This window comes from Qipengyuania xiapuensis (genome assembly GCF_019711395.1).
Taxonomy (GTDB): domain Bacteria; phylum Pseudomonadota; class Alphaproteobacteria; order Sphingomonadales; family Sphingomonadaceae; genus Qipengyuania; species Qipengyuania xiapuensis.
Genome location: NZ_JAIGNL010000001.1, coordinates 1,527,309 through 1,550,526, shown reverse-complemented (window position 1 = coordinate 1,550,526; position 23,218 = coordinate 1,527,309). Strand labels below are relative to the sequence as shown.

Genomic DNA, 23,218 nt, shown 5'->3' with positions numbered 1-23,218 from the left:
TGCCTGCCCAATATTTAGGCACACATCGAAAATGAGCGCGATACCCACCCCTCCGGTCGAACCGAAGCCGATCCAGATCGGCAATGTGACCATCGACACGCCAGTGATCCTGGCGCCGATGACGGGTGTCACGGACCTTCCGTTTCGCAAGCTCGTCCGCAGATACGGATCGGGACTCAATGTCACCGAGATGATCGCGAGCGAGGCTGCTATCCGCGAGACGCGGCAGTCTGTGCAGAAGGCCGCGTGGGATCCGATCGAAGAGCCTGTTTCGATGCAGCTCGTAGGCTGCGACCCTCATAGCATGGGCGAGGCTGCCAAGCTCCAGCAGGGCAACGGCGCCGACATCATCGACATCAACTTCGGCTGCCCGGTCCGGAAGGTCGTGGGCCAGCTGGCCGGTTCTGCCCTGATGAGGGAAGTGCCGCTCGCCACGAAGCTGATGGAAGCAACGGTGAAGGCAGTCGACGTTCCTGTGACCGTGAAGATGCGGATGGGCTGGGACCATGCCGATCTCAATGCACCTGAGCTTGCCCGCATCGCCGAGGATCTCGGTGTGAAGATGGTCACCGTCCATGGCCGCACCCGCAACCAGATGTACAAGGGCAGCGCGGACTGGGAGTTCGTGCGCAAGGTGAAGGATGCCGTTTCGATACCGGTCATCGTCAACGGGGACATCTGCACCATCGATGATGCCGGGAAGGCACTGGAACAGTCCGGTGCCGACGGGCTGATGATCGGCCGCGGTGCTTACGGCAAGCCGTGGCTGCTTGCACAGGTGATGCACTGGTGGAAGACCGGCGAGACGCTCGAAAGCCCGAGTTTCGACGAGCAGTACGAGGTCGTCGTCGAACACTATCGCGACATGCTCGAACTTTACGGCGAGCAGGTTGGCGTCAAGATCGCACGCAAGCATCTGGGCTGGTACACGAAGGGAATGCACGGTTCGGCAGAGTTTCGGAACCGGGTGAACTTCATCGACCAAGCCCCTCTTGTTCTTGAAGAACTCGAACGGTTCTACGAACCTTTCCTGCACCGGCGAGCAGCGTGAGCACAGTCCCGGCGGCGTCCGACCAGATAGCCGCAATGGTCTTTGCCGTCCTCTGCATCGATGGCGAGGGCAGGGTGGCAAGCGTCAATCCGGCAGCCGAAGAATTGCTTGGCCGTAGCAGCAAGCGCCTGGTCGGTGAGCCGCTGTTTGAATCGCTTTCGATATCCGACGAACGCGTCGCCGCTTCGCTGCTTCAGTCCGAGGCGCAGCTGATCGTGCGCGGCCTGATACTGAGCGCCGGTGACCGCGAACGCGTCGTGAACCTGAGTTGTTCGCCCATGCACAGCTACCAGGGGTGGCGAGTGATCACCATTTCCGATGCCGGTCAGGATGCGATGGAGGCCGAGGGTGACGAGGAGCGCACCGAACTGCGCGCTCCGGCCGTACTCGCTCACGAGATCAAGAACCCCCTGTCTGCGATCCGCGGTGCAAGCCAGCTTCTGGCCCGACGTTCGGCGGCCAAGGACAAGCCGCTTGCGACCATGATCGAGGGCGAAGTCGACCGCATCGCGCAATTGATCGACCGGATGCAGCAGCTCGGAAGCCGCAAGAAGGTCGAAACCGGCCCCTGCAACCTCCACGAGGCCATCCGCAATGCTATGGCCACGGTGAGGGCAGGGCGCGAGGATGCGTGTGAACTTGCCGAGGAATTCGATCCCTCATTGCCAGCGGTCGAGGCTGACCAGGGCGCGCTCGAGCAGGTCCTGATCAACCTCCTCGCCAATGCCTGTGATGCAAGCTCGGATGTCGAGGACGCCCGTATCATCGTCCGAACGCGCTTCGTAAGCGGGCTGAGTTTCTCGGCCATCCGGCTCGGCAAGGCGACCCGCCTTCCGATCGAGATCACGGTGAGCGACCCGGGTCCGGGCCTGCCGCCTGACCTTCGCGACCAGGTGTTCGAACCCTTCGTATCGGGCAAGCCGCACGGGCAGGGTCTTGGCCTTGCACTGGTGCGAAAGCTGCTGCGCGATATGGGCGGACGTATTTCGCACGAACGCGACGAACGTGCAGGCCGAACCCATTTCCGGATCAACCTACCCGTCGCTGAAGGCAAGACCCAAGCATGAGCCATTCCGTCCTCCTTGTCGAAGACGACCGCGGTATTGCGACGGTCATTACCGAGGCCCTTCGCGACGAAGGTTTCGAGGTGACCGGTTGTACGAGGATATCCGATCGCGACCGCCTGCTTAAAGAGCGGCGTTTCGACGTCATGTTGACCGACGTCATGCTTGAAGACGGTGACGGTCTCGACGCGATCGGCGAAGTTCGCGCGGCGGCACCCGATATGCCGATCATTGTCCTTTCCGCACAGAACACTCTTGATACGGCAGTGCGTGCAAGCGACAGCGAAGCCTTCGAGTATTTCCCAAAGCCGTTCGATCTCGACGAATTGTCGCAAGCTGTCCGGCAGGCCGTCGAGAAGGCACCTCGCCGGGAAGAAGACTCCTCCGCTACGGATGGTGCAGAGCTTCCGCTGATCGGCCGCAGCCGCGCGATGCAGGACGTCTATCGCATGATCACGCGGGTCTTGCGCAACGACCTCACCGTCTTGGTGACCGGGGAAAGCGGGACCGGCAAGGAACTGGTTGCAGAGGCGATCCACCAGCTGGGTTCTCGCCGGACCGGACCCTTCGTCGCGGTCAACATGGCGGCGATCCCGCACGACCTCCTCGAAAGCGAACTCTTCGGTCATGAGCGCGGTGCATTCACTGGCGCCCATGCCCAGCAGATCGGCAAGTTCGAGCAGGCCAACGGGGGCACGCTCTTCCTCGATGAGATCGGCGACATGCCGGCCGAGGCCCAGACGCGGCTCCTGCGTGCCCTCCAGTCTGGTCGCATCCGCCGGGTCGGTGGACGCCAGGAGATCGCGGTGGACGTCCGCATCGTTGCGGCCACGAACCGCAATCTCGAACCGATGATTGCCGATGGAAGGTTTCGCGAGGACCTGTTCTACCGGCTCAACGTCGTTCCCATCCACTTGCCGCCGCTTCGCGAGAGGCGCGAGGATATTGCGGATCTCTCGTCTCACTTCCTCGCGCAGGCGGTCGACGAGGGTCTGCCGCGCCGTCGGCTTTCGCTAGAGGCGATCAACGGGCTGCAGCGGCATGACTGGCGGGGCAATGTCCGCGAGCTGCGCAATGTGACCTTCCGTCTGGCGCTTGTCGCGCGCGATGACGTTATCGACGCCTCGACGCTCGAAGGCATTCTTCCTTCAGGAGTGCCGGAGAAAGGGGAGGGCAGCCGTGATGCGTTCGATGTAGCGCTCTCGACCTGGCTTGCCGGGGCTGGGCCCAGCCACGGCACGCTCTACCATGGCGCGCTCGCCGCGTTCGAGAAGCCTCTTTTCGAGCATGCCTTGCGTGAAACCGAGGGCAACCAGCTCAGGGCTGCACAGCTTCTCGGTATCAACCGGAACACCTTGCGCAAGCGGCTGAGCGATCTCGAAATCGAACCGGAGCGCTTTGCCCGGCGGCGATAGCTGTCGACTGATCGAATTAGGGCTTGCAAAAATGCAACAGGGGCGATGTAACGTTGCCACGATGGCGACGCAGGCTGCCCCCCAGACTCGACGCACACCGCGCTGGTGGCGCAGGTTCGTGGTGGCTTCGCGCCGGGCGAACTTCTTCACTGTCGTCGAAATTCTCGCCGCCACGGCATTCCTGCTGATGGTCGCAACGACTTGGGCAGCGTTTACGAGTGCGCCGGATACAGGCGAACTCCTGCCCAGCAGGCAGGTCGCCGTCCTGCTGATCGGGACGCTCATTCCGGCAATGGCCCTGCTGGTCCTTGCAGGACGCAGGCTTGCCCTTCGAAGGGCAGCCGGCAGCACGGCGAGATTGCACGTCCGCCTCGTGTTCTTTTTCTCGATGATCGCTGCCGTCCCGACACTGCTCGTGGCCGCCTTCGCCGCGATCCTGTTTCAGTCAGGCGTCGATTTCTGGTTCTCCGACAATTCGCGCGGGCTGATGGAGAACGCCAACGACCTCGCGGAGAGCTATTACGAGGATAACCAGCTCGACCTTGCGCAGGAAACCATCTCGATGGCGATGGACATGCGCACGATCCTCCAGCAGGTCTCGGTTACCGATCCGGATTTCATGCTGGTCTACGAATACCAGGCGCAGCCGCGCGAAGTGTTCGAGAGCGCAATCCTGCAGACCTTTCCCGATGGCACCGCCCGCACCGCAGTCGTCTATGGCATCACCGAAAGCAGTGATCCGGTCGGCTTCACCGAGGAAAGCCTCAACGCACTGCGCCGGGGAGAAGCAGTCGCGGTCCGCGGTAGCCCCGAGCGGATCGAGGCCATTGCTCCGATCGACCGGATCGCCGGAATCTATCTCTACACCGCACGCAATGCCGAGGCGGCAAGCTTCCGAAGCTGGGAAAGCGCGCGATCGATCTCGACTGCATATGAGGAGCTGACCAAGCGCGCGCGCGCCTTGCAGTTGCGGTTCAACCTCGCTCTCTTCTTCGTCAGCCTCGCCCTGGTCGGCATTGCCGTGTGGTTCGCACTGCGCTTCGCCGACCGGCAGGTTGAACCGCTCACGGACCTCGTCGCGGCTGCACGCAAGGTCGGCGCAGGTAACTTCGCGCTGCGGGTCGAAGGCCGGACCGGCGCGGACGAGATCGGCCTCCTCAACCGAGCCTTTAACCGGATGACGGCACAGATCGAGAAGCAGACCGACGCTCTCGTCTCGGCAAACAACGAACTGGAAGACAGGCGCAGCTTCATCGAGGCAGTTCTGGAATCGGTCTCTGCCGGCGTCATCACGATCGATGGCAAGCGGCGTGTCCTGCTGATGAACGCGCCTGCACAGGCTACCCTGCTCGAGGGCGGGGAGGGGGCAGCGCATCCCGAAACCCTGGACGAGATGGCCCCGCAGATTGCAGCGATGGTCGCTGCGGGGCTTGAGCGCGGCGTGGTCAGCCATTCGCGGCACGGCGAACTCATGACGCTTGCGGTCAAGCTGGTGCCGGAAGGCGACGGGCACGTGATCACTTTCGAGGACATCACGCGCCAGTTGCTCGACCAGCGACAGGCCGCATGGTCCGATGTCGCGCGCCGTATCGCCCACGAGATCAAGAACCCGCTGACCCCGATCCAGCTTGCCACAGAGCGCCTCAAACGCCGCTATCGCAAGCAGATCGAGGCGGATGGCGAGCTGTTCGACGAGTTGACCAGCACGATCGTGCGCCAGGTCGGCGACCTCAGGAAGATGGTCGACGAATTTTCCAGCTTTGCCCGGCTGCCCAAGCCCGTCTTCCGCCCGGAAGATGCGCTCGACCTGGTTCGCCAGTCACTGTTCCTGCAGGAAGTCGCCAACCCGGACATCAACTACGGGATGACCACCGAGATCGAAGGTCCGCTCAAGATCCAGGCCGACCGTCACCAGCTAGGTCAGGCAGTGACCAACATTCTCAAGAACGCTGCCGAAGCGATCGAAGCGCAAGCCGCACATGCGGAAGCCGATTATCGTGGGCGGATCGCTGTCGAAGTGGCGCAGGACGAGAACTCGATCACGATCACCGTTACCGACAACGGGATTGGCCTGCCGCAGGATCGCGAACGCATCCTCGACCCCTATGTGACCACTCGCGAGAAAGGCACCGGTCTCGGCCTGGCGATCGTCAACAAGATCGTCGAAGAGCATGGCGGCGACATGAGTTTCTCATCCGTCGACGGCGGCGGCACGCGTGTGATGCTGCGCTTCGCCCGCGACCCGCACGGCATGGTGCGCGACAATTCCGAAAAGAACTCCGAAGAAAGAACGGGAAGCTGATATGGCCCTGGATATCCTCATCGTCGACGACGAACGCGACATCCGCGAACTCGTGGCGGGCGTGCTGAGCGACGAGGGCTACGAGTGCCGAACCGCTGCCGACAGCATCTCGGCACTCGACGCGGTGGACGAGAAGCGCCCCAGCCTCGTCCTGCTCGACGTGTGGCTGCACGGCAGCCCGATGGACGGGCTCGAAGTCCTCGATGCGATCAAGCTGCGCGAGCCCGAACTCCCCGTCATCATCTTCTCTGGCCACGGCAATATCGACACGGCGGTGTCGGCCGTCAGCCGCGGCGCGATGGACTTCATCGAGAAACCTTTCGAGGCAGAACGCTTGCTTCACCTCGTCGAGCGCGCAACCGAGACCGAGAGCCTGAGGCGCGAGAATTCGCGGCTGCGCGAAGGTACCAACGAGAGCGGCGAATTCACGGGTAACTCGGCTGCGATCAATGCCGTGAGGGCGACGCTGAAGCGCGTTGCCGCGACCGGCAGCCGCGTGCTCATCAGCGGCCCTGCGGGATCCGGCAAGGAGGTGGCTGCCCGCCTGCTCCACAGCTGGTCCACCCGCGCCGACAAGCCCTTCGTGATCGTCAATTCTGCACGCATAACGCCCGAGCGCTTCGAGGAAGAGCTCTTTGGCGAGGAGGCCGAAGGAAAGCTGGTCCGCCCGGGTCTGCTCGAGACGGCCGATGGCGGCACACTTTATCTGGATGAAGTGGCGGACATGCCGCTTTCAACGCAGGCGAGGATTCTGCGCGTCCTGACCGAACAGAGCTTCGTCAGGGTAGGGGGCAATAGGCAGATCGGTGTCGACGTGCGGGTGATCTCATCGACGGCGCGCGATCTGACGAAGGAGATGGAAGAGAAGAACTTCCGCGAAGACCTGTTCTACCGCCTCAATGTCGTGCCGGTCGAGATACCGTCCTTGGCCGAGCGGCGTGACGACATTCCCGCGCTCGCCGAATACTTCTTCGCGCGCTACGCCACCGAGCAAGGGCTCCGGCCGCCAGCCATCAGTGAGGAAGCGATGGCTGCGCTGCAGGCCTATGACTGGCCGGGCAATGTCCGCCAACTGCGCAACGTTGTCGAGCGCACCATCATCCTCACGCCGCGCGACCAGATCGAGACGGTCGAGGCAGACATGCTTTCCGAAGAAGTCACTGGCGGCAAGGTTGGCGGAACCGGCGGAATGGCGTCTCTCATGGGAGCTCCGCTGAGGGAAGCACGAGAGAGTTTCGAGCGGGAATACCTCGCGATCCAGATCCGGCGCTTCTCGGGCAATATCTCCAAGACGGCCAGCTTCATCGGAATGGAGCGGTCCGCACTCCATCGTAAGCTGAAATTGCTGGGCATGGCCGAAAGGAAGAGCGGGGATCGCAAGTAGGGCTACAGGCCACCTATCCCATTTATTTTATTGCTAAGAGGGAACCAAGAAGGCACATTGCGTTTCAATTCCGGACGGAAATCCGGTGCCCGGACGCGGTGGGAGCGTCCAGATCGTCGCCCATTATACGGGCGGCCAACAACAGGAGACACAACGATGTCTGGCGAACGCACTCTCTCGGCCCGCCCGCGCCCGTCAAAAGAGCCAGCCCCGAAAGGCAAGGCGCCCAACCTGCAAGACGCTTTTCTGAACCTTCTTCGCAGGGAGAAGGCACCCGTCACCGTATTCCTGGTGAAGGGCGTAAAGCTGCAGGGCATCGTTACCTGGTTCGACAATTTCTCGATCCTGCTCAGGCGCGATGGCCAGTCGCAGCTGGTCTACAAGCACGCCATCAGCACGATCATGCCCGGTCAGCCGATCGATGCGCACCAGTTCTCCAGCCAGGGCTCGAACGCGAAGCAACGCCTGCTGCAGGACGTGTTCCTCAGCCGTGTCCGCCAGGCCGAAGCGCAGGTGACGATGTTCCTCGTCAATGGTGTGATGCTGCAGGGCAAGATCGCGGCTTATGACCTCTTCTGCATGCTGCTCGAGCGCGATGGCTATGTGCAGCTTGCCTACAAGCATGCGGTCTCCACCATCCAGCCTGCCACTCCGGTCGACCTGACCGAGGAGTGGGACGAGGACGACAGCTGAGCTTCGACGACGATCTTCTGGGCGAGGTCTCCCGCGGTGCGCGGGCTCTCGTCATCTGCCCCGATATTCGCGGGATGGCCTACGACCTCGACGCGGACAGCCGTCTGCGCGAGGCGGAGGGGCTTGCGCTTGCCATCGGAATTGCCATCGAAGACAGCTTCATCCTGCCTGTCCGGGATGTGAAACCGAACCTTCTGTTCGGTGCTGGCCAGGTCGAAAACATCCGCATCGCCTGCGAGCAGCACGAGGCGGAGCTCGTCGTGGTCGACGGTGCGCTCAGCCCGATCCAGCAGCGCAACCTCGAGGAAAAGCTGTCTCGCAAGGTCATCGACCGGACCGGCCTGATCCTCGAGATATTCGGCGAAAGAGCCGCGACTGCCGAGGGCCGCCTGCAGGTCGAGCTGGCCCATCTCGATTACCAGCAAAGCCGGCTCGTACGCAGCTGGACCCACCTCGAACGCCAGCGTGGCGGCTTCGGCTTCCTCGGTGGTCCGGGTGAAACTCAGATCGAGGCCGACCGGCGGATGATCCGCCAGCGGATGGGGCGCCTGCGCAAGGAGCTGGAGCAGGTTCGCAAGACGCGCGGGCTGCACCGCGAGCGCCGAGAGCGCGCCCCGTGGCCGGTCGTCGCGCTCGTTGGCTACACGAATGCGGGCAAGTCGACCCTGTTCAACCGACTGACCGGTGCCGAGGTCATGGCCGAAGACCTGCTCTTCGCCACTCTCGACCCGACGATGCGGGCTATTTCTCTCCCCGGTGTCGAGAAGGCCATCCTGTCCGATACCGTGGGCTTCATCTCCGACCTGCCCACACAGCTGGTCGCCGCGTTCCGCGCCACGCTGGAGGAAGTGACTGCCGCAGATATCATCTGCCACGTGCGCGATATTTCGAACCCGTCTGCCGAAGCGCAGAAAGCGCAGGTACTTCGCGTCCTGACAGATCTCGGCGTCATCGACGGGGAGGGGGCGCAGTCGTCAATTCCGATTCTCGAAGTGTGGAACAAGTGGGACCTTCTGACGCAGGAGCGAGCAGAGGAACTGGAACCACTGGTCGAGGGCAGCGAGGACATTGTGCGGGTTTCGGCTCTCACTGGCGCAGGCGTTGACGAACTCCTCGCAAGGCTCGGTGACATTCTGACGGCCAAGGCGCTGGTGCAGGAGGTATCCATCCCGGCCAGTGACGGCCGCAGGATCGCGTGGCTTCACGCGCATGGCGAAGTTTTGTCCGAGGAAGACGCCGGCGAGGGTCCAGAAGGCCCGATGCGCCGCTTTGTCGTTCGATTGAACCCGAAGGAAATGGGTCAGTTCGAAACTTTATGAGGCCGCCTTTTCGCGGCGTTTCACTTCCTGCCAGAGCTCTTCCTGGGCCGCGAGATCGCGTTCGGCAAAATCGCCGCCTGCCAGAGCTTCCATTTCCCTGAAACGACGTTCGAACTTGGCGTTGGCGGCACGAAGTGCACCTTCAGCGTCGACGCCATAAGCTCTCACGAGGTTGACGGCAGCAAAAAGGAAGTCGCCCGCTTCTTCTTCAATTTCTTCTCGGGTTGCGTCCCGAAGTTCCTCTATTTCCTCAATAACCTTTGCGCGAGGCCCTTCCGTATCAGGCCAGTCGAAGCCATGGCGAGCAGCTCGCTTCTGGAGCTTCTGGGCCCGCAGCAAGGCCGGTAGAGCCTTGGCCACGCCATCGAGCGCGCCGGTCGCGCCGGATGACTTGCGTTCAGCGGCCTTGATGTCTTCCCAGCGGGATTCTTCCATCACACCACCTTCGTCGCCGAAAATGTGTGGATGGCGCGCTTCCATCTTGTCCGAGATGTCCTTCGCCACGTCGGTGAAGTCGAAATTTCCCGCTTCCTCGGCCATCCGGGCATGGAAAACGACCTGGAAGAGCAAATCGCCGAGTTCACCACGCAGATCGTCCATATCGGAGCGCTCGATGGCATCGGCGACTTCGTAGGCTTCCTCGATCGTATAGGGCGCGATGGTCGAGAAGTCCTGCGCGGTATCCCATTCACAGCCGCGTTCCGGGTCCCGGAGGCGCGCCATGATGCTCAGCAGTCGGTCGATCTGTTCTGACATCGGTTTTCGATAGTTTGCGGAGCGTCAAATCGGAAGGGGAGCCCTGTCGACAACTCCAACTGTTAGAGTGATAATATATATTATGTTAAATAATGGATGGGGTAGCAGGAGGAAAAGCCCCCTCTGGCTCAGCTCATCCCCGTGAACCAGCTGACGATGAAATACGCTACGCCGATGATGCCGACCCAGATCAGCGCCATCTTGATGATCTCGGTCGAACGCAATCCATCGCCGCGTTTCATGCCGACCAGATAAGCCACCACAAGAGCGGCCATCATTGCCGCCCAGGCTACTTCGCCACCACCCATGCTCATAACCGAACCTCCAACCCGTCATATCCGACGATGACGCCCTTGGGCACTTTCTCGCACAGTCGGCGATAATCCATCGATTTGTCCATATGGGTCAGGACAGTTTTGCGCGCTTTACAACGCCTTGCGAGGTCCAGCGCCATGTCGAGGTGCGCATGTGTCGGATGCGGCCGTTCGCGCAGGCAATCGACCACTAGGAGGTCGCATCCCTTGAAGGTTTTGACCATTTCAGGCGTGATCTGGCTGAAATCGGTCGCATAGACGATCGACTTGCCGTCAGCCTCGAACCGGAATCCTGTACTCCGAGCAGGACCGTGAGGCATTATGACATCGTCGAAGGAAAATCCCGCAACCAGCTGTGTTTGCGATGTTTCTTTCAATTCGACGATCGTCGGATATCCGAATTGGCCTTCGAACACGTAGTCGAAGCGCCTGCGCAGCCTTTCGCAGGTCTTTTTCGTGGCAAAACCGGGAAGCGGATTGCTGCGGTCGTACCGCATCACGCGAAGGTCATCGATCCCGTGACAGTGATCGGCATGGTCGTGGGTCCAGAAAACGGCATCGACCTTGGCGATACCGTTGGCCAGCAGCTGCGCCCTGAGATCGGTCGACGTATCTACGAGAATGCGCTGGCCGGCATCGTTCTCCACGATGATCGACACCCGCGTACGGCGATTGCGTGGCTCGTTCGGGTCGCATTCGCCCCAGTCATCTCCGACACGAGGCACGCCTGTGGACGTGCCCGAGCCGAGCATGATGAGCTTCACGCGGCAGCCTTGCTGAACAGCCGATAGAAATTGCGCGTGGTGTATTCGGACAGCTCCTCGAGCGTTTCGCCGCGCAGGTCGGCGATGAAGCTGGCCGTATCGCGCACGAAACCCGGTTCGCAGGTCTTCCCACGGTGCGGCACCGGCGCAAGGAACGGGCTGTCGGTTTCGACCAGCAGGCGGTCTTGCGGAACCGTCTTGGCGACTTCCTGCAGCTCTTTCGCGTTCTTGAAAGTCACGATGCCCGACAGGGAGATCGAGAGCCCGAGTTCGAGCACTTTCCGGCCGAACTCTTCCGAAGCGGTGAAACAGTGGATCAGGGCAGGGAAAGCGCCCTTCTCCATTTCGTCCGCCAGGATCGCGATCGTGGCGTCCTCGGCATCGCGGGTATGGATGATCACAGGCAGGCCCGTTTCGCGTGCCACGTCGATATGCATGCGGAACAGGCGCTGCTGCTCGGTGCGGTCCGAGTGATCGTAGTAATAGTCGAGCCCGGTCTCGCCGATACCGATGACGCGAGGATCTCGGGTTGCCTCGAGAAGCTCCTCGCGCGTCAGATCCGGATGATCGTCGGCATTGTGCGGATGAATGCCGACGCTGGCCCAGACATCGGGCTTGGCATTGGCCGTGCCGACCACCTGGGCCCACTCCGCGCGCTTGGTCGAGATATTGAGGAAAGCCCCCACCCCTGCCCCGCGGGCACGGTCGAGCACTTCGGACTGGCTCTCGACCAGTCCTTCGTATTCGAGATGGCAGTGGCTATCGACCAGCATTACGCTTCTTCCGCCTCCGGCAGTTCGAGACGCGGGAAGGCAGGCGTGGGTTTCTCTACCACGTGACCAGAGGCCACAAGTGCGGGGAACCAGCTTTCATCGGCCAGATCGGCGAAAGTCCGGCGATCCGCCGTGACGCCAAGCTGGTCCAGAACCGCTGCCGATTTTGTCGGCACGACTGGCTGGATCGCGATGGCGAGATCGCGGATGGCGATGAAGAGCGTCTGGAGGACGGCTTTCATCCGCTCCGGATCGGTCTTCCTCAGGGCCCACGGCGCCTGCTCGTCGACATAGGCGTTGCAGGCGAAAACCGCCTTCAGCCATGCCTCGATCCCGACGCTGAAATTGAGCGCTTCGAACTCGCGCGGCAGGACATTGCGGCAGGCATCCTGCACGGTGGTCAGAAGCGTCTTGTCGTCACCGTTTGGCTCGAAGGTCTCGAGCTTGCCGTCCATGTTCTTGTGGATCATCGACAGCGTGCGCTGCGCGAGGTTTCCAAAGCTGTTCGCAAGCTCGGCATTCACCTTGTTTACAAGCGCTTCTGCGGAATAGCTGCCGTCTTTTCCGAACACGACTTCGGCCATCAGGAAGTACCGCAAGGAGTCCACGCCGAACAGGTCGACCAGCTCGTTCGGGTCGGTCACGTTGCCGGCCGACTTCGATTCCTTGACGCCGCGATTGAGCAGGAAGCCATGGCCGAAGACGTGCTGCGGCACTGGCAGGTCCGCGCTCATCAGGAACGCGGGCCAGTAGACCGTGTGGAAACGGACGATGTCCTTGCCTATAAGGTGCAGGCTAGCAGGCCAGTACTTGTCCCACATCTCGCCGCCGTCGGGATAGCCGAGGCCGGTGATGTAGTTGGTCAGCGCATCGACCCACACGTACATGACATGGTTTTCGGCACCGGGGACCTTTACGCCCCAGTCGAAGCTGGTGCGGCTGACCGAGAGATCCTTCAAGCCGCCCTCGACGAAGGCGATCATCTCGTTGCGGCGGCTAGCCGGCTCGAGGAAGCCCGGCTTGTTAAGCAGCTCTAGCAGCGGCTCGGCATATTTCGACAGGCGGAAGAACCAGGTCTCCTCCTCGGTCCATTCGACCGGGGTGCCCTGCGGCGAAAGCTTCTCGCCCCCCTCCCCTTCGATCAGTTCCTTTTCGTCGTAATAGGCTTCGTCGCGGACCGAGTACCAGCCTTCGTAGCGATCGAGATAGAGGTCCCCCTTGGCCTCCATCGCCTTCCAGATGGCGCGGCTCGCCTTGTGGTGATCCTCGTCGGTCGTACGGATAAACCGGTCGTAGGTGATGTCGAGGCGGTCGAAGAGGTCCTTGAAGGCGCCGGACATCTCGTCGGCCAGCTCGCGCGGGGTCTTGCCCAGATCGCGCGCCTTCTGCGCCATCTTGAGGCCGTGCTCGTCCGTGCCCGTCTGGAAGCGCACGTCGCGCCCCATCAGGCGCTGGAAGCGCGCGATGACGTCGGCTGCGATGGTCTCGTAGGCATGGCCGATGTGCGGCCTGCCGTTCGGATAGTGGATCGCGGTGGTGATGTAATAAGGGTCAGCCATTGCCGCGCTCGCTAGCCGCGCCTGCGCCCGCTAGCAAGGTTCCGATTTCCATCCCGAGCAGGCCGGGATCGAAATTGTAGGTCGGCTGCTCGCCGGTCAACCTTACGAGCTGGGCGTGGGTGTCGACCAGCTTGCGCGGATCGCCCGACACCGAAGGGACCTTTTCCGCGAGAATGGCGCGTGCCAGATCGAGCACCGCCTGGAGACGCGGAATGTCCTGCTTCGCGCCGATAACGCCCGCCAATTGGCCGCGCAGGCTGAAATCCCGATCACCCTCATCGACGATGCGCCGCATCAGCTGGGCAGCCTTGCCGAGGTCCAAATCGACGAAGGACAGGGCCGCCCCGGGCGATCCGGCTGCGGCCGCAATGGCGGCATCCCGCGTGGCGATATCCACCTGCGGTGCGAGGTCGCGCAGCAACTCGTCCATCGCCTCTTTCGACAAAGCGGGAAAACGGACGGTGCGGCAGCGTGAGCGGATAGTCGGCAGCAGCCTTGCAGGGCTGTGAGCGACGAGGAGGAAATACGTGCCCTGTGGCGGTTCCTCGAGGCTCTTGAGCAGGGCGTTAGAGGCAGAGACTTCCATGTCGTCGGCAGGATCGATGATGACGACACGCTTCGAACCCATGGTTGGCCGCGTGGTCAGGCGCTTCTGGATCTCGCGTACCTGGTCGACCTTGATGCCGCGCGCCAGTTCGTATGGCTTGCCCTCGTCGCGCTTCTTGGCCTCGTCCTTGTTCTTGGGGCCATAGGTCAGCGTGATGATATCGGGATGGTCGCCCGAACCATCGGCCCCGAGCATTTCGCGAGCGGCGGCCCGCGCGAAGCTCGCCTTGCCGAGGCCCTTCTTGCCGGCGAGCAGCCAGGCGTGGTGCATGCGCTCACCGCCCATCGCTGCCCGCCACTGCGCCCAGGCTTCCTCGTGACCGACCAGGATCATATCCCACCCTCGCCAAGCAGTGGAGCGACCGCCTCGAGCACCCGCGTATGGACTTCCTCGATCGTGCCATTTCCGTCGATGAGTGCGAAGCGTTCCGGCTCCGCCTCGGCGAAATCGGAAAACGCGCGGTTCACCCTTGCGTGATAATCCGCGTCCCTTCCGCCGATCGCGTCCGAAGTATCGCCGTCCCGCTGGCGGAGCCTGTCGGAAACGTCGTGGCCGCTCGCCTCGATCACGAGGGTGAGATCGGGCAGCAAGCCATCACTGCCGATGGCATGGAGCTGTTTGACCTTCTCGTCACCGAGCTCACCGGCAATCCCCTGGTACGCCCTGCTGGAGTCGAGGAAGCGATCGCAGATGACCCACGCTCCGCGCTCGACCGCGGGGGTAATCAGCCTAGCGACATGGTCGGAGCGGGCAGCAGCAAAGAGGAGTGCCTCTGCCTGTGGCCCCCACCCCTCCCCCGGGGGATGGAGCAGGAGGTTGCGGATCGCCTCTGCACCCGGCGTCCCGCCCGGTTCACGGGTGAGTTCGACCGACAGCCCGCGATCTCTCAGAGCATCGGCCAGCAGCCGCCCTTGCGTGGACTTGCCCATCCCCTCGCCGCCCTCGAGCGCAATGAACTTGCCCTTGCTCACGTGATCCAGCTCCGCAGGCCGTTTATGGCACGTTCGAGAACATTGGCGGTATCGACGTCTTCTGCTGCGACTAGCGGGACGCGATAATCGTCCATGCCTTCGACGCTGACCCGCAGGTGGGCGATCAGCTCGCCCTTGGCGATAGGTGCGCGCAGCGGCCCTTCATACTCGAGTGAGAGTTCGTAAGCTGCCGGAGTGCCTTCTGGCAGGTCGACATAAACGCCCTGCGGAGCCACGGCATTCACGCTCCCGCTCGATCCACCCTGAACGCGGACTTCGCCAACTGCAGTCTCCGGCGCGAATAGCTGGGTCTGTTCGAACGCCGCGAAACCCCATTCGATAAGCTGACGCGAAGCACGGTCGCGTGCCCTCGCCCCGGGGCTTCCGGCGACGACCATGACAAGACGCCGACCATTTCTTTCGGCAGAACCGAGAAAGCCGAAACCTGCCTGGTTGGTGAAGCCTGTCTTGATCCCGTCTGCGCCCGACAAGCTGCCGCTGATCGGGTCGTGATTGGGCTGCGTGATGCCGCCGTAGGTGAAAGAGGGCTTGCCGACGAAGTGGCGATATTTGACCGGATGGCGCCGGACCATGACGCTGGCGAGAGTGCTGAGATCGCGCGCCGTCACGAACGTCCTGCCCTCGTCCATCCAGCCATTGGGCGTGCCGAAGTGGCTGTCCCGCATTCCGATCTCGGTCGCCTTGGCATTCATCGCATCGACCCATGCCTCGACCGATCCCGCAGCGCCATGAGCGAGGAGTGCGGCCCCGTCATTGGCAGACACGGTGGTGACCCCATGCACCAGCTCGTCGACCGTGACCGTTTCGTCATATGCGAGGAACATGGTCGAGCCCACACCGCGCCACTTGCGCCATAGCTCCTGCGGCGGCGCGAAGCTCTGCTGCGGGACGATCCGCCCCTCTTCCATCCATTCGAAAGCGAGGAAGGTGGTCATCACCTTGGTGATCGATGCAGGCATGAAGCGCCTGTCCGCCTCGCGTGCGAAGAGAACTTGCCCGCTGGTGACGTCGTAGAGATAGGCGATCGGCGCGTCCTCGACCGCCGGTGGGCCGAGAGGATTCTCAGCCTGCCGCGCTGATACTGCGCCCGTGCAAAGCAGGCAGGCAGAGGCAGCCAGGGTTAGTCGGACAGATAGTCTCAAGCCGCTTAAATCGCCGGGCTCTTCCGGCGTCTCCCTCAATTCGGTGTTACGGCAATTCTATAGCCACCGGTGCAGGCCTTGGCGAGCGTGCGGACGGCCTGTCCACCACTTAGCTCAGCGGGTGATCTCGTCCGACAAGATACCGACGCCCATCGCGTAATAGTTCGAGCAATTGTATTCGAGGATCGCGCGGTAGTTGCTCGTCAGGAGATAGGCATTCGTGCCCGGCCCGTCGGGCTGGAACAGCGTCACGAGCGTATTTTCCGGCAAGGGGATCTGGGGCTGGATGCCAAGCGAGCGCCATTCCGCGACGGTCTTGTAAACGCTGTGGCGCTCGTGGACGCGCACGCAGCTCGGTGCGACGATCTTGGTGCGGTAACGATCGACATCGAACCCGCTCGGGACATAGGCCCTGACGCCCCACGGCTCGCCTTCGCGCCAGCCCGCATCACGCAGGTAGTTCGCGATCGATGCGAGGGCATCAACCGGATCATTCAATATATCGGCGCGGCCATCACCATTGCCGTCCGCGGCGAGGCGCAGGTACACGCTCGGCAGGAACTGCGGATTACCGAAAGCCCCGGCCCAGCTGCCCTTGAGTTCGCTGCGGGAATAACCCTTGTCGGCGACCTGCATCAGGGCGACGAATTCGGACGAGAAGAGTTCGCGCCTGCGGCCTTCCCATGCGAGCGTCGCTAGTGCCTGCGAAAGGTCGAAACCACCCTTCACATTGCCGTAGGCCGTTTCCTTGCCCCAGATAGCCACCAGGATTTCCGCCGGAACGCCGTATTCGCGCTCGATGCGGGCGAGGTCGCCGCGATACCTGGCATAGGCGCGCCTGCCCCCGTTGATGCGGGCATCATCGACAAGGCGTGCAACGTAGGGAGCGAGCGGCGGATAACCGCTAATGGTCGGAGTACCGGGCTGGCTCTGGTCGAGTTCGATGACGCGCCGGTTGGGCGTAAGGCCATCGGTCATGCGCTGGATGGTCGCTTCGCTGACGCCAGCCGCACGAGATCGCGCGATCAGCAGCTGCAGATAGGCATCGAAGGACATGTCCTGTGCCGACGCGGGCAGCGGGGGGAGAGCGATAAGGCTGGCGAGGCCGAGAGCGAAAAGGCGCGAAAACTTCATGCGGTATTCCTCGCATGGGAAAGCTGAACGGTAAATGGCACTTTTGCCATACGCGTCGGAATTGAAACAGTTTCTGGAAGACAGGTCGGGCCTTCAGGCCTTTGGGCGTGACAACCAGCACACAGCGCGCTAGCGGCCTTGGTGCTCGCGGACAGGTGGCAGAGCGGTTGAATGCACCGGTCTTGAAAACCGGCAAGGGTGCAAGCCCTTCGTGGGTTCGAATCCCACCCTGTCCGCCAGCCTATTCTTGCTGTCCAGGATTGACGAGGCTCTGCGCCTTTCTCGTTGCGCGAGGGTAATCCTCCGGCGACACGCTCGACTGGTTCTTCAAGGCGATATGATCTTCGACGAGGCCGCCGTCCGCGGTGTTCTCGTCTTCATCTTCTATGCCCTGAGGTTCGTCCTTGATCTCGTATTCCATTGCGTTTCTCCTCACCGGATCAACGCGTTGAGGACTTTTCGGCGCCTGTAGTTGCGGCCAAGTGAGCAACTGGCGCGCCGGAATGTCAGGCAGAGATGCGATACCGGGCGAGCGCCTCGTAATCATCGCGGCATTCCTCCGCGACTTGGAGATATTCGCCCTCCAGCTCGGGGAGGTCACCCGGCGGCGCGCCGAAGCCTGTCGAGGCGTTAACACGGTCGTACCAATGTGTGCCCCAGACGCCGTCTTCGGGATGCGGACCTTCTTCCCAGGTAAGCATTGCCGGGTCCCAGTCGATTCCAAGTGCTTCGCAAAGCCGGATCAGGACACCTTCGGGATCGGCAAGAATATCGTCGGAATCGACTACCGGCGGCACGGTCCCGCTGCGCTCGCATTCGAAATCGAAATAGCTTCGCATCTGCGCGAAGCCGAGCATCTCGGCACGCCGCAATTCATTCTTCTTGCGATAGCTTGCCACGACGCGCTCCGGTGCACGGATCAGGAAGGCGTGGAGGTGATCGCCGAACGCGGCAATCGAAACCGGCCCGACCATGTGGTGAGGCATATGCTTCTGATACCAGACCGGCTGACCGCCGGGCGCATCGCCCGACTTCTGCCGGAGCACGGTGTGCCAGTCGCACTCCATGCTCTCGATCGTCTCGCGCGCCAGGGGGTGCGGCTCGCCGGTCGCCTTCAGGAACGCGCCATAGAAGGGTTCATCGGATACTGCGCAGTCGGCGCGCGACCCGAAGCTGCGCATCATGGCAGTCGAGATGTTGCGCGGTCCCGACCACATGGCGATCCGGATCGTCACGGGCGCTGCCTCTCCCCGACATCGCGCGACAGACGATCGAGATACAGGCCCTGTAGACGCTCCACCATGGGACCCCTGCTCTCCCCGAGTACACGGCCGTCGACCGACCCGACCGGTGCGACCCCGGCGAAGGTGCCGGTCGTGAAAGCTTCGTCCGCACCATAGACGTGGGTGAGCGAGAAGTTGCGTTCGCGAACGGTGATACCCGCTTCCCGAGCGATCTCGATAACGACACCGCGCGTAATCCCGTCAAGGCAATAATCACCACTCGAGGTCCAGATCTCGCCGTCCTTCACGATGAAGAAGTGGGTCGAATTGCAGGTGGCGACAAAGCCGTGAGGGTCGAGCATCAAGCCCTCGTCCGCGCCGGCCTGTGCTGCCTGGATGCAGGCGGTGATGCAGTTGAGCTTGCTGTGCGAATTGAGCATCGGGTCCTGCACATCCGGATATCCCCTGCGCACATGGACCGTAGCGAGCTTCAGCATCCGCGTCGCGGTTTCGGGAGCGGGCTCCTTCCACTCGGGGATCATCACGATCGTTGCCGGAGTGATGACCACGCGCGGATCCTGGTATGGTGTCGAGCGAATACCGCGGGTCACCATCAAACGGATATGTACCCCGTCCCCGCGCATGCCATTGGCGTCGAGCACGGCGTAGAGCCGGCACTCCATCTCCTTCCGGGTGATGCCGATGTCCATGTGGATCGCCTTGGCACCGCGCCACAGCCGGTCGAGGTGACGGTCTAGGAATGCCAGCCTGCCGTCGTGCAGACGGATACCTTCCCACACCCCGTCGCCAAGCATGAAACCGCTATCGTAGACGCTGATCTTCGCATCAGGGCGCGGCACATGCTCGCCATTGATGTCGATAATGACCTGTTCGTTTCGCTCGTCGGGGACGTATAGATGGGTTCCCTGCGTCATGAGCCCCTCTTCAGGATTTCGTCCATCTGTTCGCGCAGGACCGGGTCCCATTCGGCGCGCAATTCCTTCACGCGGTCCATCAGAGGCTCGTTCTCGTGGTAGGGAATGTCGAGACGGTAGAGATTGGCGACCTCGGGCATGAACTTGCGGTCCATTTCCTCCCAGGCGTCCGTTGCGGCTATGGCCTGCTGACGATCCATACCCAGCGCCTCGTAGGCGGAACGACCCATGCGCAGCGAGCTGTCATAGGTCTCGCGGATGATGTCGCGGCATCCATAGGCCCAGAGCTCGTACACGTGGTTGCGATCGATCGCGCGGGCGATGATGTGAACCTTCGGATAGTGCTGGACGACGTGCTTTACGAGCCGGTCGATCTGCTCTCGCTCGTCCATGGCGACCACCAGCAGCTTGGCATTCTCGATCCCGGCGGAATGCAGCAGGTCGGGCCTTGTCGCATCGCCGAAATAGGTGCGGAAACCGAACTTGCGCACAATCTCGAGCTGCTTGCTGTCGTAGTCGATAACGGTGGTCTGGAACCCAGCGGCCTGGAGCATGCGGTCGACGATGCCGCCGACGCGTCCGCGGCCTGCTATGATGACCGGGTTTTCCTCCTCGATCGTGTCGGCCTGCCGCTCGTCCTCGGTGCAATAGGCATGCGCGATGACCTTGTCGTAGAGGATGAACAGCAGAGGCGTGACGAGCATGGTCAGCGCAACGACGAGCAACAGCAGGTCCGCAAGAGTCTCGGGCAGGACGGCATTGCCGACTGCGAATGCAATTAGGACGAAGGCGAACTCACCTGCCTGGGGTAGGCTCAGGCAGAAGAGCCACAAGGCCTGTCGGCGCAGGCCGTAGAGCCAGCCGACAATCAGCAGAACCACGAACTTGGCTGCGATAGTGACGCTGGCCCAGAAGACGACATCGCGCCAGATCTCGCTGGCCAGAACGAAGTCGATCCCTGCCCCAACAGTGATGAAGAAGAGACCCAGCAGCAGGCCCTTGAAGGGATTGATGTCGCTCTCGAGCTCGTGCCGGTATTCGCTGGTCGCGAGGACCACGCCGGCGACGAAGGCCCCAAGTGCGGGCGACAGGCCCACAAGTGACATCAGAAGGGCAATGCCGATGACTACCCCGAGCGCCGCCGCGGTGAAGAGCTCGCGCAAGTTGGCTCCCGCGATGTAGCGGAACAGCGGACGTATCGCGAAGATCCCGATGGCGATGACCGCCGCCACAGCAGCGATGCGCGAAAGGGCCGCGAGCCAGACGGGCATGCTCGCCGTCAGATCCAGCCCTCCGTGTCCGTGCCCACCGCCATGATCGCCGCTTGCACCGTAGAGTTCTGGCATAGCCAACAAGGGCAGCAGCGCGAGCATCGGGATGACCGCGACGTCCTGCACCAACAATACCGAGAAGCTGGCCTCGCCGCCCTCGCTGCGCATGAGGTTCTTTTCGGTCAGCGTCTGGACGATGATCGCGGTCGAGGACAGCGCGAGCACCATGCCGGTCGCAAGAGCGGTCTGCCACGGGTTCGAAGCGAGGAGGGCAATGCCGGTAATCGCCAGTGTCGTGAGAAGGACCTGCCCTCCCCCGAGGCCGAGCAGCTTGCCACGCATCGCCCAGAGCCTGCGCGGTTCCATCTCGAGCCCGATGATGAAAAGCATCATGACCACGCCGAACTCGGCGAAGACCTGCAATGCCTCGACATCGACATTGAGCCCGAGAAGCACCGGACTGATGGCCATCCCGGCGAGCAGATAGCCGAGAACCGATCCAAGCCCGAAACGGCTTGCCAGCGGGACCGCAACGACCCCCGCCACGAGGATGAGGAAAGCGAGGATCAGGAAACTGGTCATCGCTATCCCCTAACCCAGAGTGTCAGATGTGCAAGGCGCGGCCGTAGCTCGCAAGCACGCTTTCGTGCATGCTCTCGCTGATGGTCGGGTGCGGGAAGACGGTGTTCATCAGTTCCGCCTCCGTCGTCTCCAGTGTCTTGCCCACGACGAAGCCCTGGATCATCTCGGTCACCTCGGCGCCGACCATGTGCGCGCCGAGCAGTTCGCCGGTCTTCGCATCGAACACGGTTTTCACGAAGCCTTCCGCTTCTCCGAGCGCAATCGCCTTGCCGTTGCCGATGAAGGGGAACGTGCCCGCCTTCACCTGGTGACCAGCCTCCTTGGCCTTTTCCTCGGTCAGACCGACCGATGCGATCTGCGGGTGGCAATAGGTGCAGCCGGGGATGTTCGAGCGGTCGAGCGGGTGGGGATGGACGTCCTTGTTGCCGAGTTCCTTTGCAATCGCCTCTGCGGTGGTGACGCCCTCGTGGCTCGCCTTGTGCGCCAGCCAGGGGCCGGGCGTGCAGTCGCCGATGGCCCAGAGGCCCTTCGACTTGGTGCGGCCGTAGTCGTCGATCTGGATAAAACCGCGGTCCATCTCGACCAGCTTTTCGAGACCCACGTTCTCGGTGTTCGGCACGATGCCGATGGCGGTGATGCAGTGGGTGAACTCGGTCTCGGAGACCTTGCCGTCCTTCGCCTTGATCTTGGCCTTCACGCCCTTGTCCGAGACCTTGATGTCTTCCACACCTGCGCCGGTCATGATGGTCATGCCCTGCTTGGTCAGGCTCTTTTCCAGGAAGGCGGAGACGTCCTTGTCTTCGACCGGCACGATCCGGTCGAGCATTTCGACCACGGTCACGTCGCAGCCCATGTCGTTATAGAAGCTGGCGAACTCGATGCCGATCGCACCCGACCCGATCACGAGCAGCTTCTTGGGCATTTCGGGCGGGGTCATGGCATGACGATAGGTCCACACGCGCTTGCCGTCGGCAGGGGCAAACGGCAGGTCGCGCGCCCGCGCGCCGGTGGCGACGATCACGTGCTTGGCGGTGAGCTTCTCCTCGCCCTTCTCGCCCTTCACGGTGAGGCTGGTCGGGCCGGTCAGCGTTCCCTCGCCCATATGTACCGTGATCTTGTTCTTCTTCATCAGGTGCGTGACGCCCTGGTTGAGCTGCTTCGCCACTCCGCGGCTGCGCTTCACCACTGCTTCAAGGTCGGCCTCGATCTCGCCGGCGATCTTGAGGCCATAATCCTTGGCATGCTGGGCATAGTGGAGGATCTCGGCCGAGCGCAGCAGCGCCTTGGTCGGGATACAGCCCCAGTTGAGGCAGATGCCGCCGAGCAGTTCGCGTTCGACGATGGCGGTCTTCAGGCCCAGCTGCGCGCAGCGGATCGCCGCGACGTAGCCGCCGGGTCCGGAGCCGAGAACGATGACGTCGTAATTGGTAGCCATTTGGATTTAGCCTTCGGTTGGTCCGACAGGATGGAACGGATGGAACACGGCCCTGGCGCAAAAAAGCGGCTCAGGCGCGTGAGGGGAAACGGAATAGGTATTCGGGTGCGAGATGGCGGCGCTGCTCATGCCCAGCGCTCCCCGACCGCACGGGGTCGGTTGTTCTCGTCGAGCAAGACGAATTTGAACGTCCCCTGCGCCACCTTGGTCTCGGCCTCGCCATTACGCTCGCGGGCGATGGCTTCTGCGGTGATGGTGAGCGAGGTGTTTCCGGTCGCCGCGATCTCGCAATAGACCGATAGTTCGTCGCCCACCTGCATCGCGCCGGGGAAAGCGAAATCGGATGCCGAGACCACCACCGCCTTGCCCTTGCCCTCACGGCTCGCGAGCGAACCTGCACCAAGCGCCATCTGGCTCATCAGCCAGCCACCAAACACCCCGCCATAGGGATTGGTGTCGGCGGGCATCGCGGTGACCCTGATCATCGGAGTGCGTTCGGTCAT

22 protein-coding genes and 1 tRNA gene are annotated in these 23,218 nt (G+C 62.4%); 8 read left to right on the top strand and 15 right to left on the bottom strand.

Annotated features, from left to right (window positions below; all coding sequences use genetic code 11):
• The first annotated feature begins 31 nt into the window (after positions 1–31).
• The 7 genes from dusB (at position 32) to hflX (ending at position 9,228) form a co-directional block, all read left to right on the top strand.
• On the top strand, positions 32–1,051 hold the full coding sequence (gene dusB, locus K3163_RS07855) for a tRNA dihydrouridine synthase DusB (RefSeq protein ID WP_221553723.1): 1,020 nt from the start codon (positions 32–34) through the stop codon (positions 1,049–1,051).
• Positions 1,048–2,118 carry a two-component system sensor histidine kinase NtrB gene (locus tag K3163_RS07850; protein WP_345719714.1) on the top strand — a complete coding sequence of 357 codons (1,071 nt, stop codon included), beginning with the start codon at positions 1,048–1,050 and terminating at the stop codon, positions 2,116–2,118. The genes dusB and K3163_RS07850 overlap by 4 nt, the downstream gene beginning before the upstream one ends.
• Positions 2,115–3,530, top strand: a complete 1,416-nt coding sequence (gene ntrC, locus K3163_RS07845) for a nitrogen regulation protein NR(I) (protein ID WP_221553722.1) — start codon at positions 2,115–2,117, stop codon at positions 3,528–3,530. The genes K3163_RS07850 and ntrC overlap by 4 nt, the downstream gene beginning before the upstream one ends.
• 61 nt (positions 3,531–3,591) lie before the next feature.
• Entirely contained in the window at positions 3,592–5,832 is a 2,241-nt protein-coding gene (locus K3163_RS07840; RefSeq protein WP_221553721.1) for a sensor histidine kinase, read from the top strand.
• Position 5,833: 1 nt separating this feature from the next.
• On the top strand, positions 5,834–7,216 hold the full coding sequence (gene ntrX, locus K3163_RS07835) for a nitrogen assimilation response regulator NtrX (RefSeq protein WP_221553720.1): 1,383 nt from the start codon (positions 5,834–5,836) through the stop codon (positions 7,214–7,216).
• A gap of 156 nt (positions 7,217–7,372) precedes the next feature.
• Positions 7,373–7,909, top strand: a complete 537-nt coding sequence (gene hfq, locus K3163_RS07830; protein ID WP_221428436.1) for an RNA chaperone Hfq — start codon at positions 7,373–7,375, stop codon at positions 7,907–7,909.
• 17 nt (positions 7,910–7,926) lie between these two features.
• On the top strand, positions 7,927–9,228 hold the full coding sequence (gene hflX, locus K3163_RS07825; protein WP_221554005.1) for a GTPase HflX: 1,302 nt from the start codon (positions 7,927–7,929) through the stop codon (positions 9,226–9,228).
• On the opposite strand, the gene mazG is transcribed toward hflX, so the two are convergent.
• The 9 genes from mazG to K3163_RS07780 form a co-directional block, all read right to left on the bottom strand.
• Positions 9,223–9,984 carry a nucleoside triphosphate pyrophosphohydrolase gene (gene mazG, locus K3163_RS07820; RefSeq protein ID WP_221553719.1) on the bottom strand — a complete coding sequence of 254 codons (762 nt, stop codon included), beginning with the start codon at positions 9,982–9,984 and terminating at the stop codon, positions 9,223–9,225. The genes hflX and mazG overlap by 6 nt on opposite strands.
• 128 nt (positions 9,985–10,112) lie before the next feature.
• Positions 10,113–10,298, bottom strand: a complete 186-nt coding sequence (locus K3163_RS07815; RefSeq protein WP_221428438.1) for a hypothetical protein — start codon at positions 10,296–10,298, stop codon at positions 10,113–10,115.
• On the bottom strand, positions 10,295–11,062 hold the full coding sequence (locus tag K3163_RS07810; protein WP_221553718.1) for an MBL fold metallo-hydrolase: 768 nt from the start codon (positions 11,060–11,062) through the stop codon (positions 10,295–10,297). Before K3163_RS07810 ends, K3163_RS07815 begins: the two co-directional genes overlap by 4 nt.
• Positions 11,059–11,835, bottom strand: coding sequence for a TatD family hydrolase (locus tag K3163_RS07805; protein ID WP_221553717.1), 777 nt, complete (start codon positions 11,833–11,835; stop codon positions 11,059–11,061). The genes K3163_RS07810 and K3163_RS07805 overlap by 4 nt, the downstream gene beginning before the upstream one ends.
• On the bottom strand, positions 11,835–13,394 hold the full coding sequence (metG, locus tag K3163_RS07800; protein WP_221553716.1) for a methionine--tRNA ligase: 1,560 nt from the start codon (positions 13,392–13,394) through the stop codon (positions 11,835–11,837). Before metG ends, K3163_RS07805 begins: the two co-directional genes overlap by 1 nt.
• Positions 13,387–14,334, bottom strand: a complete 948-nt coding sequence (locus tag K3163_RS07795; RefSeq protein WP_221553715.1) for a DNA polymerase III subunit — start codon at positions 14,332–14,334, stop codon at positions 13,387–13,389. The genes metG and K3163_RS07795 overlap by 8 nt, the downstream gene beginning before the upstream one ends.
• Positions 14,331–14,972: a dTMP kinase gene (gene tmk / locus K3163_RS07790; RefSeq protein ID WP_221428443.1), complete on the bottom strand. Its 642-nt coding sequence runs from the start codon at positions 14,970–14,972 to the stop codon at positions 14,331–14,333. The genes K3163_RS07795 and tmk overlap by 4 nt, the downstream gene beginning before the upstream one ends.
• A complete protein-coding gene (locus K3163_RS07785) occupies positions 14,969–16,135 on the bottom strand; it encodes a D-alanyl-D-alanine carboxypeptidase family protein (RefSeq protein WP_221553714.1) in 1,167 nt (388 codons plus the stop codon). Before K3163_RS07785 ends, tmk begins: the two co-directional genes overlap by 4 nt.
• Before the next feature lie 114 nt (positions 16,136–16,249).
• On the bottom strand, positions 16,250–17,269 hold the full coding sequence (locus K3163_RS07780) for a lytic murein transglycosylase (RefSeq protein ID WP_221553713.1): 1,020 nt from the start codon (positions 17,267–17,269) through the stop codon (positions 16,250–16,252).
• 149 nt (positions 17,270–17,418) lie between these two features.
• Here K3163_RS07780 and K3163_RS07775 point away from each other — a divergent pair.
• Positions 17,419–17,508, top strand: a tRNA-Ser gene (locus K3163_RS07775).
• Between the two features lie 2 nt (positions 17,509–17,510).
• Here K3163_RS07775 and K3163_RS07770 read toward each other — a convergent pair.
• From K3163_RS07770 to K3163_RS07745, 6 genes are all read right to left on the bottom strand, one after another.
• Positions 17,511–17,690, bottom strand: coding sequence for a hypothetical protein (locus K3163_RS07770; protein WP_221553712.1), 180 nt, complete (start codon positions 17,688–17,690; stop codon positions 17,511–17,513).
• A gap of 85 nt (positions 17,691–17,775) precedes the next feature.
• On the bottom strand, positions 17,776–18,504 hold the full coding sequence (locus tag K3163_RS07765) for a sulfotransferase-like domain-containing protein (protein ID WP_345719713.1): 729 nt from the start codon (positions 18,502–18,504) through the stop codon (positions 17,776–17,778).
• Complete coding sequence (locus K3163_RS07760; protein ID WP_221553711.1) at positions 18,501–19,427, bottom strand: aminotransferase class IV; 927 nt, start codon at positions 19,425–19,427, stop codon at positions 18,501–18,503. The genes K3163_RS07765 and K3163_RS07760 overlap by 4 nt, the downstream gene beginning before the upstream one ends.
• Complete coding sequence (locus tag K3163_RS07755) at positions 19,424–21,280, bottom strand: cation:proton antiporter domain-containing protein (RefSeq protein ID WP_221553710.1); 1,857 nt, start codon at positions 21,278–21,280, stop codon at positions 19,424–19,426. Before K3163_RS07755 ends, K3163_RS07760 begins: the two co-directional genes overlap by 4 nt.
• Before the next feature lie 22 nt (positions 21,281–21,302).
• On the bottom strand, positions 21,303–22,715 hold the full coding sequence (gene lpdA / locus K3163_RS07750; protein WP_221553709.1) for a dihydrolipoyl dehydrogenase: 1,413 nt from the start codon (positions 22,713–22,715) through the stop codon (positions 21,303–21,305).
• 125 nt (positions 22,716–22,840) lie between these two features.
• The gene (locus K3163_RS07745) at positions 22,841–23,218 is read right to left on the bottom strand and encodes an acyl-CoA thioesterase (RefSeq protein ID WP_221553708.1); all 378 of its coding nucleotides are present in this window, start codon (positions 23,216–23,218) and stop codon (positions 22,841–22,843) included.

Coding starts and splice junctions, on each gene's coding strand:
- dusB (WP_221553723.1), top strand. CDS start 32: ATGAGCGCGATACCCACCCCTCCGGTCGAACCGAAGCCGATCCAGATC.
- ntrC (WP_221553722.1), top strand. CDS start 2,115: ATGAGCCATTCCGTCCTCCTTGTCGAAGACGACCGCGGTATTGCGACG.
- K3163_RS07840 (WP_221553721.1), top strand. CDS start 3,592: ATGGCGACGCAGGCTGCCCCCCAGACTCGACGCACACCGCGCTGGTGG.
- ntrX (WP_221553720.1), top strand. CDS start 5,834: ATGGCCCTGGATATCCTCATCGTCGACGACGAACGCGACATCCGCGAA.
- hfq (WP_221428436.1), top strand. CDS start 7,373: ATGTCTGGCGAACGCACTCTCTCGGCCCGCCCGCGCCCGTCAAAAGAG.
- mazG (WP_221553719.1), bottom strand. CDS start 9,984: ATGTCAGAACAGATCGACCGACTGCTGAGCATCATGGCGCGCCTCCGG.
- K3163_RS07815 (WP_221428438.1), bottom strand. CDS start 10,298: ATGAGCATGGGTGGTGGCGAAGTAGCCTGGGCGGCAATGATGGCCGCT.
- K3163_RS07805 (WP_221553717.1), bottom strand. CDS start 11,835: ATGCTGGTCGATAGCCACTGCCATCTCGAATACGAAGGACTGGTCGAG.
- metG (WP_221553716.1), bottom strand. CDS start 13,394: ATGGCTGACCCTTATTACATCACCACCGCGATCCACTATCCGAACGGC.
- K3163_RS07795 (WP_221553715.1), bottom strand. CDS start 14,334: ATGATCCTGGTCGGTCACGAGGAAGCCTGGGCGCAGTGGCGGGCAGCG.
- K3163_RS07780 (WP_221553713.1), bottom strand. CDS start 17,269: ATGAAGTTTTCGCGCCTTTTCGCTCTCGGCCTCGCCAGCCTTATCGCT.
- K3163_RS07770 (WP_221553712.1), bottom strand. CDS start 17,690: ATGGAATACGAGATCAAGGACGAACCTCAGGGCATAGAAGATGAAGAC.
- K3163_RS07760 (WP_221553711.1), bottom strand. CDS start 19,427: ATGACGCAGGGAACCCATCTATACGTCCCCGACGAGCGAAACGAACAG.
- K3163_RS07755 (WP_221553710.1), bottom strand. CDS start 21,280: ATGACCAGTTTCCTGATCCTCGCTTTCCTCATCCTCGTGGCGGGGGTC.
- lpdA (WP_221553709.1), bottom strand. CDS start 22,715: ATGGCTACCAATTACGACGTCATCGTTCTCGGCTCCGGACCCGGCGGC.
- K3163_RS07745 (WP_221553708.1), bottom strand. CDS start 23,218: ATGACCGAACGCACTCCGATGATCAGGGTCACCGCGATGCCCGCCGAC.